Raw genomic sequence first — 18,723 nt, forward strand, 5'->3', positions numbered from 1 at the left:
ACAGCGTGGTTCTCGCGCAGTTCCCCGCGGCCCCGGGCAGCGTGCAACTGCCCGTGAGCGGGAAGGGATGCCAAGCTGACGGCATGGCAGATGAGACCGCGCTGACCAACACCCTCACCGACGTCCCCGGGTTCCGGGTCGGGCACGCCCACCGCGTAGGCGGCGGCGCGCTGACCGGGGTGACCGTCGTGCTCGCGCCGGAGGGCGGGGCCGTGGCGGCCGTGGACGTGCGGGGCGGGGGCCCCGGGACGCGGGAGACGGACGCGCTGGACCCGCGGAACCTCGTGCAGCGCGTGGACGCGATCCTGCTGACCGGCGGCAGCGCCTTCGGACTGGACGCCGCCGGAGGCGTCGTCGCGTGGCTGGAGGAGCGGGGCCGCGGATTCCGCGTCGGCGCGGAACCCACGCAGGTCGTGCCGGTCGTGCCGACCGCCGCGCTGTTCGACCTCGGGCGCGGTGGCGACTGGCGGGCCCGGCCCGACGCCGCGCTGGGCCGTGCCGCCGCGGACGCGGCAGCCGACGGGCCCGTCGCGCAGGGCAACGTCGGCGCGGGGACGGGCGCGGTCGTGGGCGGGCTGAAGGGCGGGATCGGCTCGGCCTCGGTCCGGCTGCCGTCGGGAGTGACCCTCGGCGCGGTCGTGGCCGTCAACGCCGTCGGGTCAGCGGTCGACCCCGCGACGGGCGAGCTCTACGCCGCCCGCTTCGGGCGGCCGGGCGAGTTCCCCGAGCTCCGCGCGGAGCCGTCCGCGCCTGCGGAGGGGCCGTCCCTGAACACCACCCTCGTCGTCGTGGCCACCGACACGACCCTCACCAAGGCTCAGGCCCACAAGCTCGCCGGCACCGCCCACGACGGCCTGGCCCGCGCACTGCGCCCGGTGCACCTGCTCTCGGACGGCGACACCGTGTTCGTTCTGGCCTCCGGCGCCCGCCCGCTGCCCGTCCCGGAGGGCGACCCGGCCTTCGCGGTCCACGTGGAGGCGGGCGCACTCAACGAGCTCTACGCGGCCGCCGCCGACACCGTCACCCGCGCCGTCGGGCATGCCGTGCTCGCGGCGGAGTCGGTGGGAGAGTTCAGCAGCTTTCGGGACAAGTGTACGAACAAGCCGAATTGTGGGTGATGGTACGTCAAACGACTGCCATTGCCCGGCGTGCCGTCTCACACTGACTGCATGCGCGTGGAGATAGCGGGGGAACCGCAACGGGGCGACCGCCCCTCGGAGGACTTCGTGGCCAGCAGCGGCGACGCGTTCGTGCTGCTGGACGGCTGCAGCTCGCCCGTCGCGATGGAGAACGGCTGCGAGCACGGCACGGCCTGGTTCGTCCGGCGGCTGGGCGTGCACCTGCTGGCCCGTCTGGTCGACCGCCCGGACCGGTCGATGGCGCAGTGTCTGAGCGACGCCATCGCCGAGACCGCGTCCCTGCACGGCGCCCGCTGCGACCTCGGGCATCCGAACACGCCCGCGGCCATGGTGGTGGCGGCCCGCGCGCACGGGCCGAGCCTGCAGTACCTGGTGCTCGGCGACTCCCAGCTGGTGCTGGACCGGGAGGGCACCTACGCGGTCGTGGGGGACAACCAGCCCTTCCCGGCGGGCGAGGGGCTGCGGCGCCAGGTCCACGCGGCGGCGCACGGCAGTCCGGAGCGGGCCTCCCTGCACATGCGCTACGCGTTGGCCGTGCGGGCCGCGCGCAACACGGGCCACGGCCCGTGGGTCGCCTCCGCGCTGCCGCGCGCCGCGGAGCACGCGGAGACGGGCGCCGCCCCGCTCGGCGAGCTCCGCGCGTTCGCGGCGCTCACCGACGGGGCGGCGAGGTTCGTCGACCGGTTCGACCTGGGCGGCTGGCCCGACGCGATGCGTCTGATGGACCAGCGCGGCCCGGCCGAGCTGCTCCGCCGGGTCCGCGAGACCGAGGCCTCGGATCCGGCGTGCGCGCGCTGGCCGCGTGGCAAGGCCAAGGACGACGCCACGGCCCTGTACGCGACCCTGCGCTGAGCCCGGCCTGACGGACTACTTCACGGTCTTGACGTACACCCAGTGGTAGCCCGAGCCGGTGTTCAGCGAGTCACCGTTGTAGGTGGTCGCGAAGCGCAGGGTGATCCCGGCCGGGATCGACTTCCAGCCGAACCAGGTGGAGCTGTTTGCGTCGAGCGTGGCCGAGGAGTACTGCAGCCCGACGTTGTGCCAGGCGCCGCTGTAGTACTGCTGAACGTGGAAGTAGACCGTCTTCCCGGCCTTGCTCGGGTACACCTGGGACTGCTCGATGACCGGCTGGGTGCTGTGGAAGTAGTTCCATCCGGAGTTGATGTACGCGGGCTTCTGCATGCTCTGCTTGATCACGGCGGCGTCGTGGACGTAGACGCTGCGGCTGGCCGCGTTGTCGCCGGAGTCGCCCGCGAACTTGACGGTGAAGCCGGTGTTGCGGCCCATCCAGACGGAGACGCGCAGGTTGCCGGAGCTGTCGACCTTGCCGGCCTTGACGAGCTGGTTGGCGGCCTCGGCCGCCGGGCTGCGGTAGATGGAGACGGTGCGGTTGGACGCCGTCTTGCCCAGGTGGGCGGTCAGGGTGATGGTCTGGCCGTCGACCGCGTTCAGCGTGCTGGCGGTGAGGCTCAGCTGCGGGTTGACCTTCGCGGCGGTGGCCGCGTTGGCCGGGGCGGCGCCGACGGCGAGGACGGCGGCGGTGGCGGCCACGGCGGTGGCCACAGCGGTGCGGAACTTCACGGAAGAACTACCCCCAGAGAAAGCACGCGCATGATGGAGCGCATGCCGAAGAATGTGCGATCACGGGCAGAGCGCTGCAGTCGCTCCACACACCGTGGTGCTGTGTGAATGACGTGAACGTTAGTGCATGCCTGTGACAGCCAAGTGAGAACCCCGTCCACTCACTTCGTGAACGGGGTCCTCCCGGGGGCTCGGTCGCGGGGCGACTAATCCCTGGTCACGGGGATCTGCCCGAATCGTCCGGCGTTGAAGTCCTCGATCGCCTGCTGCAGCTCGCGGTGACTGTTCATCACGAAGGGCCCGTAGTGCGCCACCGGCTCCTTGATCGGCTCGCCGCCGAGGATGATGACGTCCATGTTCGGCGAGCGCGACTCCTGCATCGCGGAGGCCTGCAGCGCGATGCTGTCGCCGTCGCCGAAGACCGCCGCCTGGCCCATGTGGATCGGACGGTTCTCCCCGCCGATCGTGCCCTCGCCGTTGAGGACGTAGACCAGCGCGTTGAAGTCCGCCCGCCAGGGCAGGGTGATCCGCGCGCCGGGGCTGATCGTGGCGTGCAGCATCGTGATCGGGGTGAAGGTCGTGCCGGGGCCCTGGTGGCCGCCGACGTCGCCGGCGATCAGCCGGAGGACCGCGCCGCCGTCCGCAGTGGTGAGCAGCTTGACCTCGCCGCCGTGGATGTCCTGGTACTTCGGCTGGATCATCTTGTCCGAGGCCGGCAGGTTCACCCAGAGCTGGATCCCGTGGAACAGGCCGCCGGTCATGACCAGCGACTCCGGCGGGGTCTCGATGTGGAGGATGCCGGAGCCGGCCGTCATCCACTGGGTGTCGCCGCCGCCCAGGTGGCCGCCGCCGCCCGTCGAGTCCTGGTGCACGAACTCGCCGTCGATCAGGTACGTCACCGTCTCGAAGCCGCGGTGCGGGTGCCACGGGGTGCCCTTGGGCTCACCGGCCGCGTACTCCACCTCGCCCATCTGGTCCATCATGATGAACGGGTCGAGGTACTTGGTGTTGATCTTCGCGAAGGCGCGACGGACCGGAAAGCCCTCGCCCTCGAAGCCCTCGGGAGCCGTGACCACGCCCAGGACCGGGCGCGCCGTCGTCGCGGCCGGGTCCGGCGTCTCCACACGCGGCAGGACCAGGGGGTTCTCTACGGTCACAGCGGGCATGGCTGCCTCCTTGCTCTTGCTTCGACACGTCCAAGATAGTTGAACGTTGAATCTCTAAGCAAGTTGAAGCGTCAACTAATTCCCACCCTGGTGGCGAGCTCCCCTACCCGTACATCCTGCGCATGGTGAAATCGACCATCTGTTCGACGGCCTTCGCGTCGAAGACCATCCGGTGCTCGCCCTCCATGTCCATCGCGAAGCCGTAGCCGGTGGGGAGGAGATCCAGCACCTCGGCGCCGGTCACGGTGAAGAACTTCGAGTCCTTGCCCGCGTAGCGGCGCAGCTCCTTGAGGGAGCTGAACATCGGGATCACCGGCTGGGGCGTGTTGTGCAGGGCGAGGAAGCCGGGGCGGTCCCCGCGCGGGCAGTAGATCTTCGAGGTGATGAAGATCGACTGGAAGTCCTCGACCGTCATGGCGCCCGAGGTGAAGGCCCGGATCGCATCCGCCAGCGAGGGCGGAGTGGGCTCCGGGTAGGGCTGCTGATAGCCGGGGTTCGGCCCCTGCTGGGGCTGCTCGTAGCCGTACACAGGTCAAGGCTAGCGAGCGATGTGACCTACGCCAGGGCCGCAGGGGGTTGATCTAAGTTACCCTTGGGTAGCATCATGGCAGCTACTTGCTGGTAGCAGGTAGAAGGTCTCACTGGTAGATCGCTGTAGATCTCGTCGATCGAGTTGAGGGTTCACGACTATGGGTCACTACAAGTCCAACCTCCGCGACCTGGAGTTCAACCTCTTCGAGGTGCTCGGTCGTGACGAGGTCTACGGCACCGGGCCGTTCGCCGAGATGGACGTCGAGACGGCGAAGTCCATCCTGTCCGAGATCGCGCGTCTCGCCGAGAACGACCTCGCCGCGTCCTTCGCCGACGCCGACCGCAACCCGCCGGTCTTCGACCCGGAGACCAACACCGCCCCGATACCGGCGACCTTCAAGAAGAGCTACCAGGCCTTCATGGACTCCGAGTACTGGCGTCTCGGCATCCCGGAGGCGATCGGCGGCACGCCCACCCCGAACTCCCTGGTCTGGGCCTACGCCGAGCTGATCCTGGGCTCGAACCCGGCCATCTGGATGTACTCCTCCGGCCCGGCCTTCGCCGGCGTCATCCACGAGGAGGGCACCGAGGAGCAGTCCAAGGTCGCCCAGCTCATGGTCGACAAGGGCTGGGGCGCCACCATGGTGCTGACCGAGCCCGACGCGGGCTCCGACGTCGGCGCCGGCCGCACCAAGGCGATCCAGCAGCCCGACGGCTCCTGGCACATCGAGGGTGTCAAGCGCTTCATCACCTCGGGCGAGCACGACATGTCCGAGAACATCATCCACCTGGTGCTGGCCCGCCCCGAGGGCGCGGGCCCCGGCACCAAGGGCCTGTCGCTCTTCATCGTGCCGAAGTACGACTTCGACTGGGAGACCGGCGAGCTGGGCGAGCGCAACGGCGCCTACGCCACCAACGTCGAGCACAAGATGGGCCTCAAGGCCTCCAACACCTGCGAGATGACCTTCGGCGCCAAGCACCCCGCCAAGGGCTGGCTGGTCGGCGAGAAGCACGACGGCATCCGCCAGATGTTCCGCATCATCGAGTTCGCCCGCATGATGGTCGGCACGAAGGCCATCGCCACCCTCTCCACCGGCTACCTGAACGCGCTGGAGTACGCCAAGGAGCGCGTGCAGGGCCCGGACCTGGCCCAGTTCCTGGACAAGACCGCGCCGCGTGTCACCATCACGCACCACCCGGACGTGCGCCGCTCGCTGCTGACCCAGAAGGCCTACGCCGAGGGCATGCGCGCGCTGGTGCTGTTCACCGCGTCCGTCCAGGACGAGGTGCAGCTGCTCAAGGCCCGCGGTGAGGACGCCTCCGCCGCCGAGCGCCTGAACGACCTGCTGCTGCCGATCGTCAAGGGCTACGGCTCGGAGAAGTCCTACGAGCAGCTTGCGCAGTCGCTGCAGACCTTCGGCGGCTCCGGCTTCCTGCAGGAGTACCCGATCGAGCAGTACATCCGGGACGCCAAGATCGACACCCTCTACGAGGGCACGACCGCCATCCAGGGCCAGGACTTCTTCTTCCGGAAGATCGTCAAGGACCAGGGCCAGGCGCTGACCGCCCTGTCGGAGCAGATCCTCAAGTCGATCGCCGCAGGCGTCGGCGGCGACGAGCTGGCCGCCGAGCGCGACGCGCTGGCCGCCGCCGCGGGCGACCTGGAGGCCCTGGTCGGCACCATGCTGGCCCAGCTCGGCACCGTCGAGCAGGACCTCCGCAACATGTACAAGGTCGGCCAGAACACCACCCGCCTGCTGCTCGCCTCCGGCGACGTGGTCCTCGGCTGGCTGCTGCTGCGCGCCGCGGCCGTCGCCCAGGCCAAGCTGGCGGAGGGCGCCTCCGAGAAGGACGTGGCGTTCTACCAGGGCAAGATCGCCGCCGCGCGCTTCTTCGCCCGCAACGTGCTGCCGGCCGTGCACACGCAGCGCCTGATCGCCGAGGGCATCGACAACTCGATCATGGACCTCGCGGAGGAGGCGTTCTGATCGGCGCCCGAGCCGATCGGCCGCGTGCCGGGAACCGTCTGAGCACTGCCTGAACACCGTCTGAGCACATGCCCGAGCACCGTCTCGGCGCAGAGGGCCCGGACCCGTAAAGGGTCCGGGCCCTCGTGCGTTCCGCGCGCCGCAGGGGTGGCCGTCGCCGAGGTCGCTCGCCACCCTTCGCCATGGTGAACGAAGGCGCGATCAACGCGCGCCCCTCGGCGTCGGCCCTATGCTCGACCGCAGAGATCGGCCACCCTCAGCAATTCTCAGCACGTCTGGAGCCCGCTTTGACCCCCGCTGCCGCCTCCACGCACACCGCCACGCCTGCGTTCGACCGCAGTCACACCGATGACCTCATCGCCTACCTGCAGTCGAGCCCGTCACCCTTCCACGCGGTGGCCGAGGCGGCGGCACGGCTGGAGAAGGCGGGCTTCCGGCAGGTGGAGGAGACGGCGGCCTGGGACGCGACCCCCGGCGGTCGCTACCTGATCCGCGGCGGGGCGCTCGTCGCCTGGTACGTGCCCGAGGGGGCCACCCCGGCCACCGGGTTCCGCATCGTCGGCGCCCACACCGACTCGCCCAACCTGCGGGTCAAGCCCGTCCCCGACACCGGGGCCGACGGCTGGCGGCAGGTCGCCGTCGAGATCTACGGCGGGGTCCCGCTCAACACCTGGCTCGACCGCGACCTCGGCCTCTCCGGCCGGCTCGCGCTGCGCGACGGCCGCGTCGTCCTGGTCCGCATCGACGAGGCGCTGCTGCGCGTCCCGCAGCTGGCCATCCACCTGGACCGCAGCGTCAACGAGGCGCTGACGCTCGACCGGCAGAAGCACCTCACCCCGATCTGGGGCCTCGGCGAGGTCGACGAGGGCTCGCTCATCTCCTACGTCTCCGCCGCGGCGGGCGTCGCCGCGAACGACGTGGTCGGCTGGGACCTGATGGTCCACGACGTGCAGCCGCCGTCCTACCTGGGCCGCGACCGCGAGCTGCTGGCCGCGCCGCGCCTGGACAACCTGCTCTCCGTGCACGCCGGGACCGCGGCGCTCGCGGCCGTCGCCGCCGCCGGCACCGAGCCGGACCACATCCCGGTGCTGGCCGCCTTCGACCACGAGGAGAACGGCAGCGAGTCCGACACCGGCGCCCAGGGCCCGCTGCTCGGCAACGTCATGGACCGCTCCGTCTACGCCCGCGGCGGCACCCACGAGGACCGAGCCCGGGCCCTGGCCGCCACCATCTGCCTCTCCTCGGACATGGGGCACGCCGTCCACCCCAACTACAGCGAGCGCCACGAGCCGGGCCACCACCCGATGCCGAACGGCGGCCCGATCCTCAAGGTCAACGTCAACAACCGCTACGCCACCAACGCCACCGGCCGCGCCGTTTTCGCCGCCGCCTGCGAGAAGGCCGGCGTGCCCTGGCAGAGCTTCGTCTCCAACAACTCGGTCCCCTGCGGCACGACCATCGGCCCGATCACGGCCGCCCGCCTCGGCATCGCGACGGTGGACTGCGGCGTCGCCGCCCTGTCCATGCACTCCGCGCGCGAGCTGTGCGGGGCTGACGACCCGTTCCTGCTGGCCTCGGCTCTCAAGGCGTTCCTCGAGAGCTGAGCCCTACCGGTCGTCCATCCCGGCCAGCACCAGGGCGAGCCGGTCCGTCCCCTGCGCGGTGACCCGGACCGGCACGCCCCAGTCCTGCTGGTGCACGTGGCAGGTCGGGAACTCGATCGCCGGGTCCGCGTCGCAGGACGCGGCCATGGCCGAGACGTGCAGCACGCCCTCGGTCACGTCCGGGTTCAGGGTCAGCTCGCGCCGCAGCGCGGTGTCCGCGCCGCCGCCCGCGAGGATCAGCTCCGGCGGCGTGGAGCTGACCAGCAGACGGGTGGCCGGGCCGTAGGTCTCGTCCAGCTTCTGCCCGGTGGGCGCGGTGAACACGACGTCCAGGGCGAGCGTGCCGCCCGCGATCTCGGTTGCGGGCCGCTGCGTCCGGTGCGCGGCGGCCTCCACCTGCACCGCCTCCTCCGGCAGCCGCAGCCGGGTCAGCCGGTGCCGCGCGGACTCGATCACCACGATCTCGTCCCCGTCGACCACCGCCCCGGACGGCTCCCGCAGGTCGGTGGCGAGCGTGCTCACCTCGCCCGTCTCCGGATCGAACCGGCGCAGCGCGTGGTTGTACGTGTCCGCGATCGCGACCGACCCGTCCGGCAGGACGGTGACCCCGAGCGGGTGCTGCAGCAGCGCCTGCGCGGCGTCGCCGTCCCGGTGCCCGAAGTCGAACAGCCCCGTGCCGACGGCGGTCCGCACCTCGTGCGTCCCGGCCTCGACGTACCGCACGGCGGACGTCTCCGAGTCGGCCACCCACATCCGGCCCCCGTCCGCGGCGACCGCCAGCCCGGACGGCTGCGCGAACCACGCCTCGGCGGCGGGCCCGTCGACCAGGCCCTCGTTCGTCGTCCCGGCCTCGACCTGGACCGTGTCGGCGTCCGGGTCGTAGCTCCACAGCTGGTGCGTCCCGGCCATGGCGATCCACACCCGGCCGTCGAACCAGGCCACGTCCCACGGCGACGACAGGTCCACGGCCCTGGCCGGACCGCTCGTCGCCGAGTTCTGCCACCACTGCCGCCCGGTCCCGGCGAGCGTCGTCACCTCACCGGTGCTGAGGTTCACTCCGCGCAGCGCGTGGTTGACCGTGTCGGCCACCACGACGTCGTACGGCCGACCCCCGCTCTCGCCCTCGACCAGGGCCACCCCTTGAGGCTCGCTGAACCGCGCGGCCTCGGCCTTCCCGTCCGTGAACCCGCGCTCACCGCTGCCGATCCGGCGCACGACGGTCTCCCCGTCCGCGGCCAGCTCGACCAGGCTGTGATGGCCCGAGTCCGCCACCAGGTACCCGCCCCCGGGCAGCCGGACCGCCTTGCCGGGGAACTTCAGCGCCCCGGGCACGGCCTCCGGCGCCACGTACGGCCCGTCCCCGCGCCGCAGCGTCCCCTTCGCCTCGTGCTCCGCCTCCAGCTCCGCCACCAGCGCGGCGATCGCATGCGCATGCCCCTCCCCGGCATGCTGCGCGACGACGTACCCCTCGGGATCGATCACCACGAGCGTCGGCCACGCCCGCACGGCGTACTGCTTCCACGTCGCGAGCTCCGGGTCGTCCAGCACGGGGTGTTCCACCTCGTACCGCGCCACGGCATCCACCACGGCCTGGTGCTCCGCCTCGTGCACGAACTTCGGCGAGTGCACCCCGACGATCACCAACGTCTCCCGATGCGCCTCCTCGAGCTCCCTGAGCTCGTCGAGGACATGCAGACAGTTGATGCAGCAGAAGGTCCAGAAGTCTACAACGACGCACTTACCTCGCAGGTCCGCGAGGGTGAGGTCCTTGCCGCCGGTGTTGATCCATCCGCCCTTGCCGACCAGTTCGGGGGCGCGAACGCGTGCACGTGATGCCATGCACCAATCCAACAGCATCCGCGTGCCGAAACCTTCCCTGGCTCTGGCGCGGGGCGAGAGGGCTAACTAGGATTCGAGTAAACGTTCGATTATGAGCAAGGGGTTCAGTTGCTCGCGGCTAGGTGGTGTCTGTGGTTCATTTCCATGCGCAAATTACTGGAGTGGAGTAGGCTTCCGCGCATGAGTGAAGAAGAGGACGCCGTAGGCGATCTTGAGGACGGCGGAGCCCTAGCAGGGATCCGGTGGGCAGGGGAGTCCGCTTATGGGCGCCTCCTTGAGGACTATGACCCGGCCACGGGCCATGATCAGGGCTGGATCGGCTACACAGCCCACAAGCTGCTGTTGGATCGCTTGAACCGCGTCTTCTCGTGTGGGCCCTATGCCGTCGGTGGCGGGGATGCACAGGCCGGCTTGGATGTCGTTGCTGCGGGCCTGGGCGACACCTACCTGACTATGCCCAGGATTCCTGCCGGGGCGGTCGCCCTGGCGGACCTCAACAAGTCGCCTGGCTGGCAGTCGAGCACGTGGCGGTGGCTCATGGCCTCGTATCCGCACGGTACTGTGGACAAGATCCGTTGGCAGCAGAAGAGTCCGACGAAGCGCCGCGTTGCGGCTCAGCCGAGCCCCGATGCACCCACCTTGCCGTTCGAGGAGTTGGAGGCGTTCGAGGACTTCTCCTCGCTGATTGAGCCCGAGGGGCCGGGCGCTGCCGATCTGATCGCGCGGACTCTCGTCTTGGCGCACAGCGTGCACCCGGAGTTCCGCGTGCGGGAGTTCTTCATCGGTCGGCCGCGGATGAACTCTGACGGTGGCAAGGCATGGTGGTGGAGGTATGACCTGTTGAGCAGTGCGCCTGGGGCTGGTGGTTTCGCCCCTGTCTCACCCCAGCCCGCACCTCTCGCTCCTTCTCCCCACGTTGTTCCCGATGCACCGGTGCGCAGGCGTCAGAAGCCGCAGGAAGCCACCGGCCCTGAGGCGATTGGATAGTCATGCACCTCGTTCACCGTCCCGCACCTCAGGTCGGTGATGTAGCGCGCCTGTTCGATGGCAGGCGTCTTCGGTTGGCCCGTCAGTTGGCGGGCCTCCGCAAGAATGCTCTCGCCGCGATGATCGGGAAGACTCCCACGGCTGTTGCCTCCTATGAGAATGGCACCAAGCGACCAGCTGCCGCGACAGTGGCTCAGCTCTGTCTCTCACTTGGGGTGGAGCCTGCATTTTTTCTCTCCGGTCCCGGAGAAATTGATTTCTCCGAGCGGTCCCCGCACTTTCGCTCGCTAAGGTCCACAACGCAGATCTCTCGGGATCAGGCAGCCGCCTATGGGCTGGCGACGATTGATGCAGCTGCTTCACTGGAAAGGCATGTGGAATTTCCCGAAGTTAATGTATTGCCATTTCCGGTAGACGTGGATTTGGAAATTATCCAGCTTCCAGAGCGTGCCGCGCGTGAGCTTCGTTTTCACTGGAAGATCCCTGACGGGCCGGTGGGGCACTTGGTGAGAATTGCCGAGAATCAAGGAATCTTGGTGGTCTTCAGTCCTGTTCAAGCCGCCTCCGTGGACGCCTACTCGTTTGATAGTCGTGTGCGCCCGGTGATTGTGCTGAATCCGGTCAAGCAAGACTACTTCCGCCAGCGCTTTGATGTGGCTCACGAGATCGGCCATCTGGTGATGCATGCGGACTCGGAGCCAGGGGGGCGAAAAATTGAAGATCAGGCGCAGGCCTTTGCGGCAGAATTCTTGATGCCTGCGGAGCAGATGAGGGACATTTTGCCGTCATCTGCGGACTGGCCACGGCTCTCTCAGATCAAACAAACATGGGGTGTTAGTCTCCAGGCGCTCCTATATCGCTCCCGAAGCCTAGGCGTTATGAGTGAGGTTACGTACCGCAACGCCATCACTTACCTTTCGGCGAAGGGGTGGAGGCGACAGGAGCCAGGGGTGATGCCCGCGCTTGAGCAGCCGTCCCTAATGGCCCAAGCGGTCAGCTTGCTTGAAGAGGATGGCGTAAAGCTGGGCGATATTGCGTATGAGGCGAGGGTCCCGCTTTCGTTGCTTGAAACGATTGTTGCCCGTACGCCTCAATTCCCCGTAGGCGGTTCATGGGGCAACGGTTCGGACGCCGCGTCACTTCCTCATGGTGTCAGCTCCATCCTGTCGGCAAGCCGGTTTGGCAAGGAAGGATAGCTGCGCGTGTTGCGGCCGACACCGTGACCTTCCCAGGCGCGGCGAGCGCAGCAGCCTAATCAACGGAGTCAGGGGTTGCGCTTAGCTCAGCTTCAACCTCCGCCACTACTTGCTCGCTCTGCGCAGTGTCCCCAGCCAGCCGAAGCAGGTCCGCAGACATCATGCGGAAAGTGACGCCGTAGGTTTCGTGACTCCAGAATTTCCGGAGCACGTTCAATGCCTCGTCGTATTTCCCCATGGCGCTGAGCACTCTGGAAAATTCCCCCGCTTCAATGTCGTTTGGCTGCCCTATTGAGCGGCACAGGCTCTCTGCTTCTTCAAGTTTTCCCTGAAGGCTAAGCGCTCTGATTAGGTGGATTCTAATATCGGAGTCATTTACTAGCGGTGATGCCTTTGCGAATGACTCTGCAGTTTGAAACTTCCCAGACCCGATGAGCATCTCCAGATATGATTCCGAGCAATTCTTGTGACTGGGATCGATTTCGGTTGCACGCCGGTGGTAGATCTCGGCCTCGTCGTAGAGTGCAAGTTCCTCCAGATAGAGGCCGACGAACCACGCGTATGTCGCATTGTTCGGGTCGAGCCTAAGGGCGCGCTTTTGGTGTTGAATCGCGCCGTCCCAGTCTTCCAGTAGGTTGGCAAGCATGTCTGCGATGTAATTTGCCGAGCGCGCCGTCCCCATCTCCAAATCCCTAAGATCTTCGAGAATCTCGACCATTTCCCCCCGGCGTCCTAGTTCATTCAGCGCGTCTAGATATGGCTCGATGAGCCCGGTGCGCCGTCGACTTTTTATTCGTGGGGCCAAATATTCGAGAATCTCCTCGTGCTTGCCTTCCTGTCGCAGCTTCCTGGCTGCATGAAAAGCAAGCATGTCTGCTCCGAGGTTTGGATCGTAGCTCGAAAGCATCTTGTATCGGCCGGCATGCCCGTCGGGCGTGGCGCGATCAGGATCCATCTCACCCGTGTTCAACTCGCGCGAGGACTCCAAGAGCGCACGCTTCCACAGCGTCCGTATCTCCTCGATGTCCCCGTTGATCGCCTCAACGATGAGTTCGATCGCCCCCCAGCGAGGAAGACGCTTGCCAGACAACGCCTGATGTACGGTGCTGTGGCTGATGACCAGGGTCTTGGAGGCGATGTCGCGGACGCTCGGTTGCCCCGCATCCAAGCGGAGCTCTCTGAGTCGAGCGGCCAAGGCCTGCCTTGATGCGTCATTTCCTGCCACTTGTGCCCCCCAGCGTTGGTGTCTCATTTTGTAAAACGTTACAGTCGCGGACGTTTTGCGCCGTCGCTGCTTGTATTGCTTTCTGTAAGGTTGCTCCATAATGTAAACGAGACGAGCAGGGCCGCGACGATTGAATCATGTCAAAGAAGCGGCAGCGCAAGATTGTCAAGAAGAATCACCGGCGCGCAAATGCACAGAATGCATTTCCTCTGGCCTGTTCCATTCTCACGTTGCTTGATCTGGTTCTTGAGATTGCTGCAAGAATTTCAGGAATCAAGTGACTGTGGCGATGCCCAGGGAGCGGACTTACCCCCATGAATCCAGAGAGACGCTTGGCCCGTCGCTGAGGTAGCTGAGCAAGGCAGCATCAGTCGTAGACACAAAATTGCGAGGGATGCGATCGGTGTTGATCCACGCTACCTCGGAGTGCTTGTCCGGTTCCCCGTTGGTCAGGTCACCCGACCAGCGGTGCGCCGCGAACACAATGGTGAGAAAGCCGTTGGGAGCTTCGACGCCCCGGGCTCCATGGATCACGTGGACGAGTCGAAGATCTTCAGGGGAGACGACGAGACCGGTCTCTTCCTTCAGTTCGCGGACTGCGGTCTCCGTGATCGGTTCTCCCGGCTCGCTCTTGCCGACGGGGAGGTCCCACATGCCCTGGGCGAACTTCGCCTTCTGGCTGCGGCGGAGTAGTGCCACGCGCTGAGCTTCGACGTCGTGGACGATGACGGCGGCGACCAGCAGGGTCATCGACTCCGTGGCGGGCGGGAGCTGGGTGGGCTGGTCTGTGGTCTGCTGGGCCACGTCGGTGGGTCCTTCCTGCGGTGAGGGTGTTAGATCAGTGCCTCGCGTGCGCGGCGTTCCAGATCGGTGGCTCCTGGGACTCCGCGTCTACGGTAGGTGGCCAGGTGAGGACGGATCGAGGAGATCGCCTTTCTGGTGCGATCGGATGACATGCCGTCCATGAGGTCGAGCGCGCGACCCCAAGTCGCGATCGCTTCGTCAGCTCGGGCCTGAGCGGCCAAGCTGTCGCCGAGATCGGCGTAGGTGAGCGCGTGGACGCGCTTGTACTTCTCGGCGTCCCAGCGGATCAGTGCGGCCCGGTGCTGCTGCTCGGTGCCCCGGTGGTCACCGAGGTCCGTCAGGGTCCTGGCGGTGTGGCTGGCGACAGTGCCGGCCGCTGGGCCGGTCACGAGTGAGAACGTGGGCTGCTCGTCCGTGGTGCGGGTGAGGGCGTTCTCGGCGGCCAGTAGGGCGTGGGCTGCGGCGGCCTTGTCGGAGGTGGCCGCGAATGCACGTGCGTGGGTGATGTGGAGTAGGGCCTCGGTCTGGCCATCCACGTGACCGAGGCTGCGGCTGAGCGCGTTCTCGATCAGGTCCACGCAGTGGCGCGGCTGCTTGAGGCTCAGCGCCTGGTGGGCCAGAGCCCGCATCATCCACCCGGCGTGACCCTTGGGGTCCGCCTCGACGGCCAGCTGATATCCGACCTGGTAGTAGTGCTGCGCAGCGCCCTCTTGCCCGAGGTCGTGGTGCTTCCAACCGGCGAGGTAGGCGAGCTCGGCCACGGTCCCGAACGCCTCGCGCCGTGTGGCCTCGTCGCAGAAGCGTCCGGTGAGCATTGGTGCGGCAGTGTCGGCCAGGTAGGCGGTGACCGTGGTCAAGCCGTGCCCTCCGCCGAGTCGTTCGTCCGCCGCGCTGAACACAGCGGTGATCTGGCGGATGACTTCGACTTCTGCGCGCCCGACCGCGGCGGTCCCGGTGCGGGCCCGCATGAGTCGGGAGGCTGGCTCGGGGTCGTACAGCAGCGGCATTGCCACGCCAGCGGCAGTGAAGGCGGCCACAGCGAGGAAGGTGCGGCGTTCAACATCAGCGCGGCCGAGGTTCGCGGCGGCCTCGATCGGGTCAGCGCTCGCAGCGAGCGACGCTTCCGGCGTGGCAAAGCCGAGCTCTGCCAGAGTGATCGGGCGACGGGCCCGCCTCGACATCGCCTCAGAGATGTACTGGCCGGTCTGACCGGTGGGCTCGGCTCCCCTGACCCAGTGGGCGACTGCCGACTTGTTCGTCAGCAGACTCTCGCCGTTCTCGGCCGCGATTCGCTGGACGGCCCTGGCTAACGACTCATACGTCCATCCACCGTCTGAAATCGCCTGCCTGAAACGGTGATTGGGCTCCTTGCGTGTGGCCACGATCGATCCCCCGAGCTGGAGCTGTAAACCGCGTAAACCACTGTACGTGGCGGGAAGTGTACCCGCCGTGGCTTCAGCTGGGTTCACTGAATAGCAGCGGCTCCGACCTGCGGCGCTGCGGCTCTCTGGCGGCCTCGGACTCGGGGACACCAAAGGCAACATCCGATGTCCGATCAGAATTGGTGGTGAGGCATGGCAGTGAAGACCGCACGTATCGAGGCGCATCCGTGGTCGGTGCCTCCGGTGCCTGGTGCGCACCTGTACGACTGCGAAGCCGGCCGGGTGGGCGTCTTCCAAGGCAAGACGCCGCACGATGGCCGGTACTGGCTGCGGCCGGTCGGGGGCGGGGTCGAGTGGGACGCGCGACTGGCGGACCTGTATCCGGCCGACCGGGAAGAGGAGTTGCGGGCGAAGGTCGAAGCGGCCAACCGTCGCAGTCGGCGGGGTTGGTGATGGGGACGACGACCCGCTACCGCTTCCGTGAGTACAGCGTGCGTGCTGTGGCCGACCCGTGCAGCCTGCCGACGCTCAGCGCCGTGTGCGTGACCGGGGAAGAGGCCGACTGCGGTGCCTCCTCCGGTGAGGTGCACAGCGCTGAGGAACTGGTGCGCTGGATCGCGGAGCACTGTGCGCAGACCCAGCATGAGCTGTTCGAGCGCCAGGAGCGCGCCACCGTTCGCGCTGAGGCGGGCGTGTGGTTGTGATCGCGACCACGCAGCAGCGGCGGCGACAGCTCTGGGAGCGTGCGGAACGCATGCGGATCGGGGTCATGACCGTGCGGCAGAGCCGGGAGGCCTTGCGTCTGATCCGGGCGGAGGCGGCTCGGCGGCTGCCCGCGGAAGCCCTGGAGTGGTTCGACCCCGGCGACTACCTGGTTCATGAGCGGCCGGGTGTGTCGCCGCTGCCAGCGCGCGTCCCGCGTGTGCCTGACGTCCGCTTCGCCGCCGTGGGGTGGCCGACCCAACGACACCCGCTCCGGCCATGTGTTCCCCCACCGTGGACCGGAGCGGGCCGCAAGAACCGCCGGGCAAGCCTCCCGGTGGCATCGTGTAAGGCGACTGAACAGGAGGTGCCAGCATGCGTGTTGGCCCGATCTCGCAGAACGGGGGCGACGGCGGCGACAGCCTTCCCGGCACCCCGTGGACCCCGCCGCCGGACCCGCCTTCCCCTGACGGCGGCCCGCCTCCCGGAGACGGGGACCACCGCAAGGGATGAGCACCGTACCTGAGCAGGAGGGCCGCGCCAGTGACGAGCTGGTGCGGTCCCTTCTCAACGCTGGCTCCCTGACGCCCGACTGGGCCGAGAGCTTCCACGCGGTGCCGCGCTCGTGGTTTCTGCCCGATCGGTACTGGAGCCACGACATGACGACCGGCCGCAACGTCGCGGTGAGCCGGGAGGAGGACCCGGAGGAGTGGGCCCGCCAGGCGTTCGCCGACGTGCCGATCGTGACCCAGTGGGACGACGGCCGGCACTCTGGCACCGAGCCGGGCACCGTGCCGACGAGTTCCGCGTCCATGCCGTCCGTGGTCGCTTCCATGCTCCGGGACCTGGGCGTGCACTCCGGCATGCGGGTGTTGGAGATCGGCACCGGTACCGGTTGGAACGCGGGCCTGCTGACCCACCGCCTTGGCAGCGAGAACGTCGTCAGCCTGGAGATCGACGCGGCCGTCACGGTGAGGGCCCGCACCGCGCTCACCCGCGCGGGTCTGCATCCGACCGTTGTGTGCGCGGACGGCGCGCTCGGCTACCCGGACGCGGCGCCCTACAACCGGGTGATTGCCACGGCCGGAGTCCGCACGATTCCCCGCGCGTGGCTGGAGCAGTCCGACTCCGGAGGGCTCATCCTCGCCCCGTTCGGCACGCACTACAGCAACGAGGACGCGCTCGTGAATCTCACGGTGGGAAACGACGGCTCCGCGTCGGGCCCTTTCCTGCGGCCGGTGGAGTTCATGAAGCTGCGGGCCCAACGGCTGGACTGGGACCGCTTCAAGGACCACGTCACCCTGCCCTACCCCGGCAATGCGGCAAGATCCTCGACACACCTGCGGCTGGCCGATCTCGGCGACCGATGGTCGGCGCAGCGCTTCGCCGTGGGCCTGGCCGTGCCCCATGTCGCGCACGTGGTCAACCGCGCCCCGGCAGGTGACGGCTCCTCGGTGTGGCTCTTCAGCACGACCGAACGTGCCTGGGCCTGCGCCGAGTTCCCCGACGATGGAGAACCGGTCGTCTACCAGGATGGTCCGAGACGGTTGTGGGATGAGGTGGAACGCGCGCTCGGCTGGTGGGCCGACCAGCAGCGCCCGCCGTTGGACTGCTTCGGGCTCTCGGTGTCGTCCGAGGGCGAGTTGCGGCCCTGGCTAGCCGACCGGAGCAACCCTGTGCCGTCGTTCGCCTGACGGCCTCCCGGTCCCGCCTCGGCGGGCAGGGCTATGGACCCGCCTCCCCTCCTGCTGGTAGGAGGGGCCGGGCCGTGGACGACCCCGATGACCCGCTTCCCGTGGCGGGTGGTCGGGGTCGTCGACGTGCCACCACTCCGGGCGGGCCCCCCGATAGCTGCCGGTGTGTAGGGGCGGGCGGGTTCGGTCAAGGCCGCGCGTACGGCGGTGAGGGTGCGGCGGTGGTGGGCGGCGCGGGCTTGACGGGTTCCGTTCGCCCCGGATCATCGGGCAGCGGGGGGCCTGGCCGTACGGAGAGTAACCATCGTCTGTGACGGTTCGCCAAGACTTGGGCAGCGTATTCGGGTCTCTGCTGGGCCTGCTGGCCCGCAGGAACGTTTCTGCGCCGCCAGTCTGGGGGCCGCCCCGAGCGGGGCGCTAGACAGGAGCGGGGGGCGGTCCTCGGGCGGCGGCGCGCGGCCCGCCTCTGGCGGGCCGCCTTGATCCAGTAGAGAAACTCTGAACACCGCTGCTCTGCCCCTGGCCGATCCGGAGCGGGCGACTGCTGCTCGACCTGACGCCTTGATCGTTCGCTTCGCTCGGATGCTCCGCTGGCGACCGGCACCGATCCACGCCACGGCAACGCTGAATGTCGCCCGTCTGCCGGTTGCCCGCGTGCTGGTCTGTCCTTCGATCGAGGGTTCTCGATCACGGTCGTGTTCGGATCGCCCCAAAAAATCGGTTTCTTCTAGTAGAGGCTGCTTTGCGCGCCGACAGCAAAGCCTCTGTCCACAGGCTGTTGATGCTCGAATGTTGTTCGACCGCTTCGAAGGTGGTTTGCCCTGAAAGATGCGAGTTGGGGGTTCCTATGCCCATGCGCCAAAAGATCTTGAAGAACGTTCGTCC

The 18,723-nt window shown here is 68.0% G+C and carries 17 protein-coding genes; 10 read left to right on the plus strand and 7 right to left on the minus strand.

Features of this window, described 5'->3' with window-relative positions; all coding sequences use genetic code 11:
* The first annotated feature begins 83 nt into the window (after positions 1-83).
* Both TR49_RS08075 and TR49_RS08080 read left to right on the plus strand, forming a co-directional pair.
* Positions 84-1,118: a P1 family peptidase gene (locus tag TR49_RS08075; protein WP_042379119.1), complete on the plus strand. Its 1,035-nt coding sequence runs from the start codon at positions 84-86 to the stop codon at positions 1,116-1,118.
* Between the two features lie 51 nt (positions 1,119-1,169).
* Positions 1,170-1,991 carry a protein phosphatase 2C domain-containing protein gene (locus TR49_RS08080; RefSeq protein WP_042378759.1) on the plus strand — a complete coding sequence of 274 codons (822 nt, stop codon included), beginning with the start codon at positions 1,170-1,172 and terminating at the stop codon, positions 1,989-1,991.
* Positions 1,992-2,006: 15 nt separating this feature from the next.
* On the opposite strand, the gene TR49_RS08085 is transcribed toward TR49_RS08080, so the two are convergent.
* The 3 genes from TR49_RS08085 to TR49_RS08095 all read right to left on the minus strand — a co-directional run bounded on the left by TR49_RS08085 (position 2,007) and on the right by TR49_RS08095 (position 4,415).
* Positions 2,007-2,720: a hypothetical protein gene (locus TR49_RS08085; protein WP_042378762.1), complete on the minus strand. Its 714-nt coding sequence runs from the start codon at positions 2,718-2,720 to the stop codon at positions 2,007-2,009.
* Between the two features lie 206 nt (positions 2,721-2,926).
* Complete coding sequence (locus TR49_RS08090) at positions 2,927-3,886, minus strand: pirin family protein (RefSeq protein WP_042378769.1); 960 nt, start codon at positions 3,884-3,886, stop codon at positions 2,927-2,929.
* A 103-nt stretch (positions 3,887-3,989) separates the two neighbouring features.
* Positions 3,990-4,415, minus strand: a complete 426-nt coding sequence (locus tag TR49_RS08095) for an SseB family protein (protein ID WP_042370143.1) — start codon at positions 4,413-4,415, stop codon at positions 3,990-3,992.
* 160 nt (positions 4,416-4,575) lie between these two features.
* Between TR49_RS08095 and TR49_RS08100 the strand changes: the two genes are divergently transcribed.
* Both TR49_RS08100 and TR49_RS08105 read left to right on the plus strand, forming a co-directional pair.
* Positions 4,576-6,405 (plus strand): acyl-CoA dehydrogenase, encoded by a 1,830-nt coding sequence (locus TR49_RS08100; protein ID WP_042378781.1) that lies wholly within the window; start codon positions 4,576-4,578, stop codon positions 6,403-6,405.
* A gap of 287 nt (positions 6,406-6,692) precedes the next feature.
* The gene (locus TR49_RS08105; RefSeq protein ID WP_042378783.1) at positions 6,693-8,009 is read left to right on the plus strand and encodes a M18 family aminopeptidase; all 1,317 of its coding nucleotides are present in this window, start codon (positions 6,693-6,695) and stop codon (positions 8,007-8,009) included.
* Between the two features lie 3 nt (positions 8,010-8,012).
* Here the strand turns inward: TR49_RS08105 and TR49_RS08110 are convergent, their stop codons facing one another.
* On the minus strand, positions 8,013-9,848 hold the full coding sequence (locus TR49_RS08110) for an NHL domain-containing thioredoxin family protein (protein ID WP_042378784.1): 1,836 nt from the start codon (positions 9,846-9,848) through the stop codon (positions 8,013-8,015).
* A 180-nt stretch (positions 9,849-10,028) separates the two neighbouring features.
* Here TR49_RS08110 and TR49_RS08115 point away from each other — a divergent pair, with 180 nt between their 5' ends.
* A complete protein-coding gene (locus TR49_RS08115; RefSeq protein ID WP_042378786.1) occupies positions 10,029-10,835 on the plus strand; it encodes a hypothetical protein in 807 nt (268 codons plus the stop codon).
* Positions 10,836-10,837: 2 nt separating this feature from the next.
* Positions 10,838-12,031, plus strand: coding sequence for a helix-turn-helix domain-containing protein (locus tag TR49_RS41230; protein WP_084724677.1), 1,194 nt, complete (start codon positions 10,838-10,840; stop codon positions 12,029-12,031).
* A gap of 55 nt (positions 12,032-12,086) precedes the next feature.
* Here TR49_RS41230 and TR49_RS08120 read toward each other — a convergent pair whose 3' ends face one another.
* Positions 12,087-13,256 carry a tetratricopeptide repeat protein gene (locus tag TR49_RS08120; protein ID WP_152627124.1) on the minus strand — a complete coding sequence of 390 codons (1,170 nt, stop codon included), beginning with the start codon at positions 13,254-13,256 and terminating at the stop codon, positions 12,087-12,089.
* Between the two features lie 137 nt (positions 13,257-13,393).
* Here TR49_RS08120 and TR49_RS43620 point away from each other — a divergent pair, with 137 nt between their 5' ends.
* Entirely contained in the window at positions 13,394-13,537 is a 144-nt protein-coding gene (locus TR49_RS43620; protein ID WP_160311553.1) for a hypothetical protein, read from the plus strand.
* A gap of 25 nt (positions 13,538-13,562) precedes the next feature.
* Here the strand turns inward: TR49_RS43620 and TR49_RS08125 are convergent, their stop codons facing one another.
* Entirely contained in the window at positions 13,563-14,060 is a 498-nt protein-coding gene (locus TR49_RS08125; protein ID WP_042378793.1) for an NUDIX domain-containing protein, read from the minus strand.
* Between the two features lie 29 nt (positions 14,061-14,089).
* Entirely contained in the window at positions 14,090-15,442 is a 1,353-nt protein-coding gene (locus TR49_RS08130; protein ID WP_042378797.1) for an NsdA family TPR-like regulatory protein, read from the minus strand.
* Between the two features lie 192 nt (positions 15,443-15,634).
* On the opposite strand from TR49_RS08130, the gene TR49_RS08135 reads away from it, so the two are divergent.
* The 3 genes from TR49_RS08135 to TR49_RS08145 all read left to right on the plus strand — a co-directional run bounded on the left by TR49_RS08135 (position 15,635) and on the right by TR49_RS08145 (position 17,838).
* Positions 15,635-15,895 carry a hypothetical protein gene (locus TR49_RS08135; RefSeq protein ID WP_052434106.1) on the plus strand — a complete coding sequence of 87 codons (261 nt, stop codon included), beginning with the start codon at positions 15,635-15,637 and terminating at the stop codon, positions 15,893-15,895.
* Positions 15,895-16,146 (plus strand): DUF7848 domain-containing protein, encoded by a 252-nt coding sequence (locus tag TR49_RS08140; protein WP_042378801.1) that lies wholly within the window; start codon positions 15,895-15,897, stop codon positions 16,144-16,146. Before TR49_RS08135 ends, TR49_RS08140 begins: the two co-directional genes overlap by 1 nt.
* A gap of 507 nt (positions 16,147-16,653) precedes the next feature.
* Positions 16,654-17,838, plus strand: coding sequence for a methyltransferase domain-containing protein (locus tag TR49_RS08145; RefSeq protein ID WP_042378804.1), 1,185 nt, complete (start codon positions 16,654-16,656; stop codon positions 17,836-17,838).
* Positions 17,839-18,723 lie beyond the last annotated feature (885 nt).

The sequence above is a fragment of the Streptacidiphilus melanogenes genome (assembly GCF_000787835.1).
Lineage (GTDB): Bacteria > Actinomycetota > Actinomycetes > Streptomycetales > Streptomycetaceae > Streptacidiphilus > Streptacidiphilus melanogenes.

Coding starts and splice junctions, on each gene's coding strand:
- TR49_RS08075 (WP_042379119.1), top strand. CDS start 84: ATGGCAGATGAGACCGCGCTGACCAACACCCTCACCGACGTCCCCGGG.
- TR49_RS08080 (WP_042378759.1), top strand. CDS start 1,170: ATGCGCGTGGAGATAGCGGGGGAACCGCAACGGGGCGACCGCCCCTCG.
- TR49_RS08090 (WP_042378769.1), bottom strand. CDS start 3,886: ATGCCCGCTGTGACCGTAGAGAACCCCCTGGTCCTGCCGCGTGTGGAG.
- TR49_RS08100 (WP_042378781.1), top strand. CDS start 4,576: ATGGGTCACTACAAGTCCAACCTCCGCGACCTGGAGTTCAACCTCTTC.
- TR49_RS08110 (WP_042378784.1), bottom strand. CDS start 9,848: ATGGCATCACGTGCACGCGTTCGCGCCCCCGAACTGGTCGGCAAGGGC.
- TR49_RS08115 (WP_042378786.1), top strand. CDS start 10,029: ATGAGTGAAGAAGAGGACGCCGTAGGCGATCTTGAGGACGGCGGAGCC.
- TR49_RS41230 (WP_084724677.1), top strand. CDS start 10,838: ATGCACCTCGTTCACCGTCCCGCACCTCAGGTCGGTGATGTAGCGCGC.
- TR49_RS43620 (WP_160311553.1), top strand. CDS start 13,394: ATGTCAAAGAAGCGGCAGCGCAAGATTGTCAAGAAGAATCACCGGCGC.
- TR49_RS08135 (WP_052434106.1), top strand. CDS start 15,635: ATGGCAGTGAAGACCGCACGTATCGAGGCGCATCCGTGGTCGGTGCCT.
- TR49_RS08140 (WP_042378801.1), top strand. CDS start 15,895: ATGGGGACGACGACCCGCTACCGCTTCCGTGAGTACAGCGTGCGTGCT.
- TR49_RS08145 (WP_042378804.1), top strand. CDS start 16,654: ATGAGCACCGTACCTGAGCAGGAGGGCCGCGCCAGTGACGAGCTGGTG.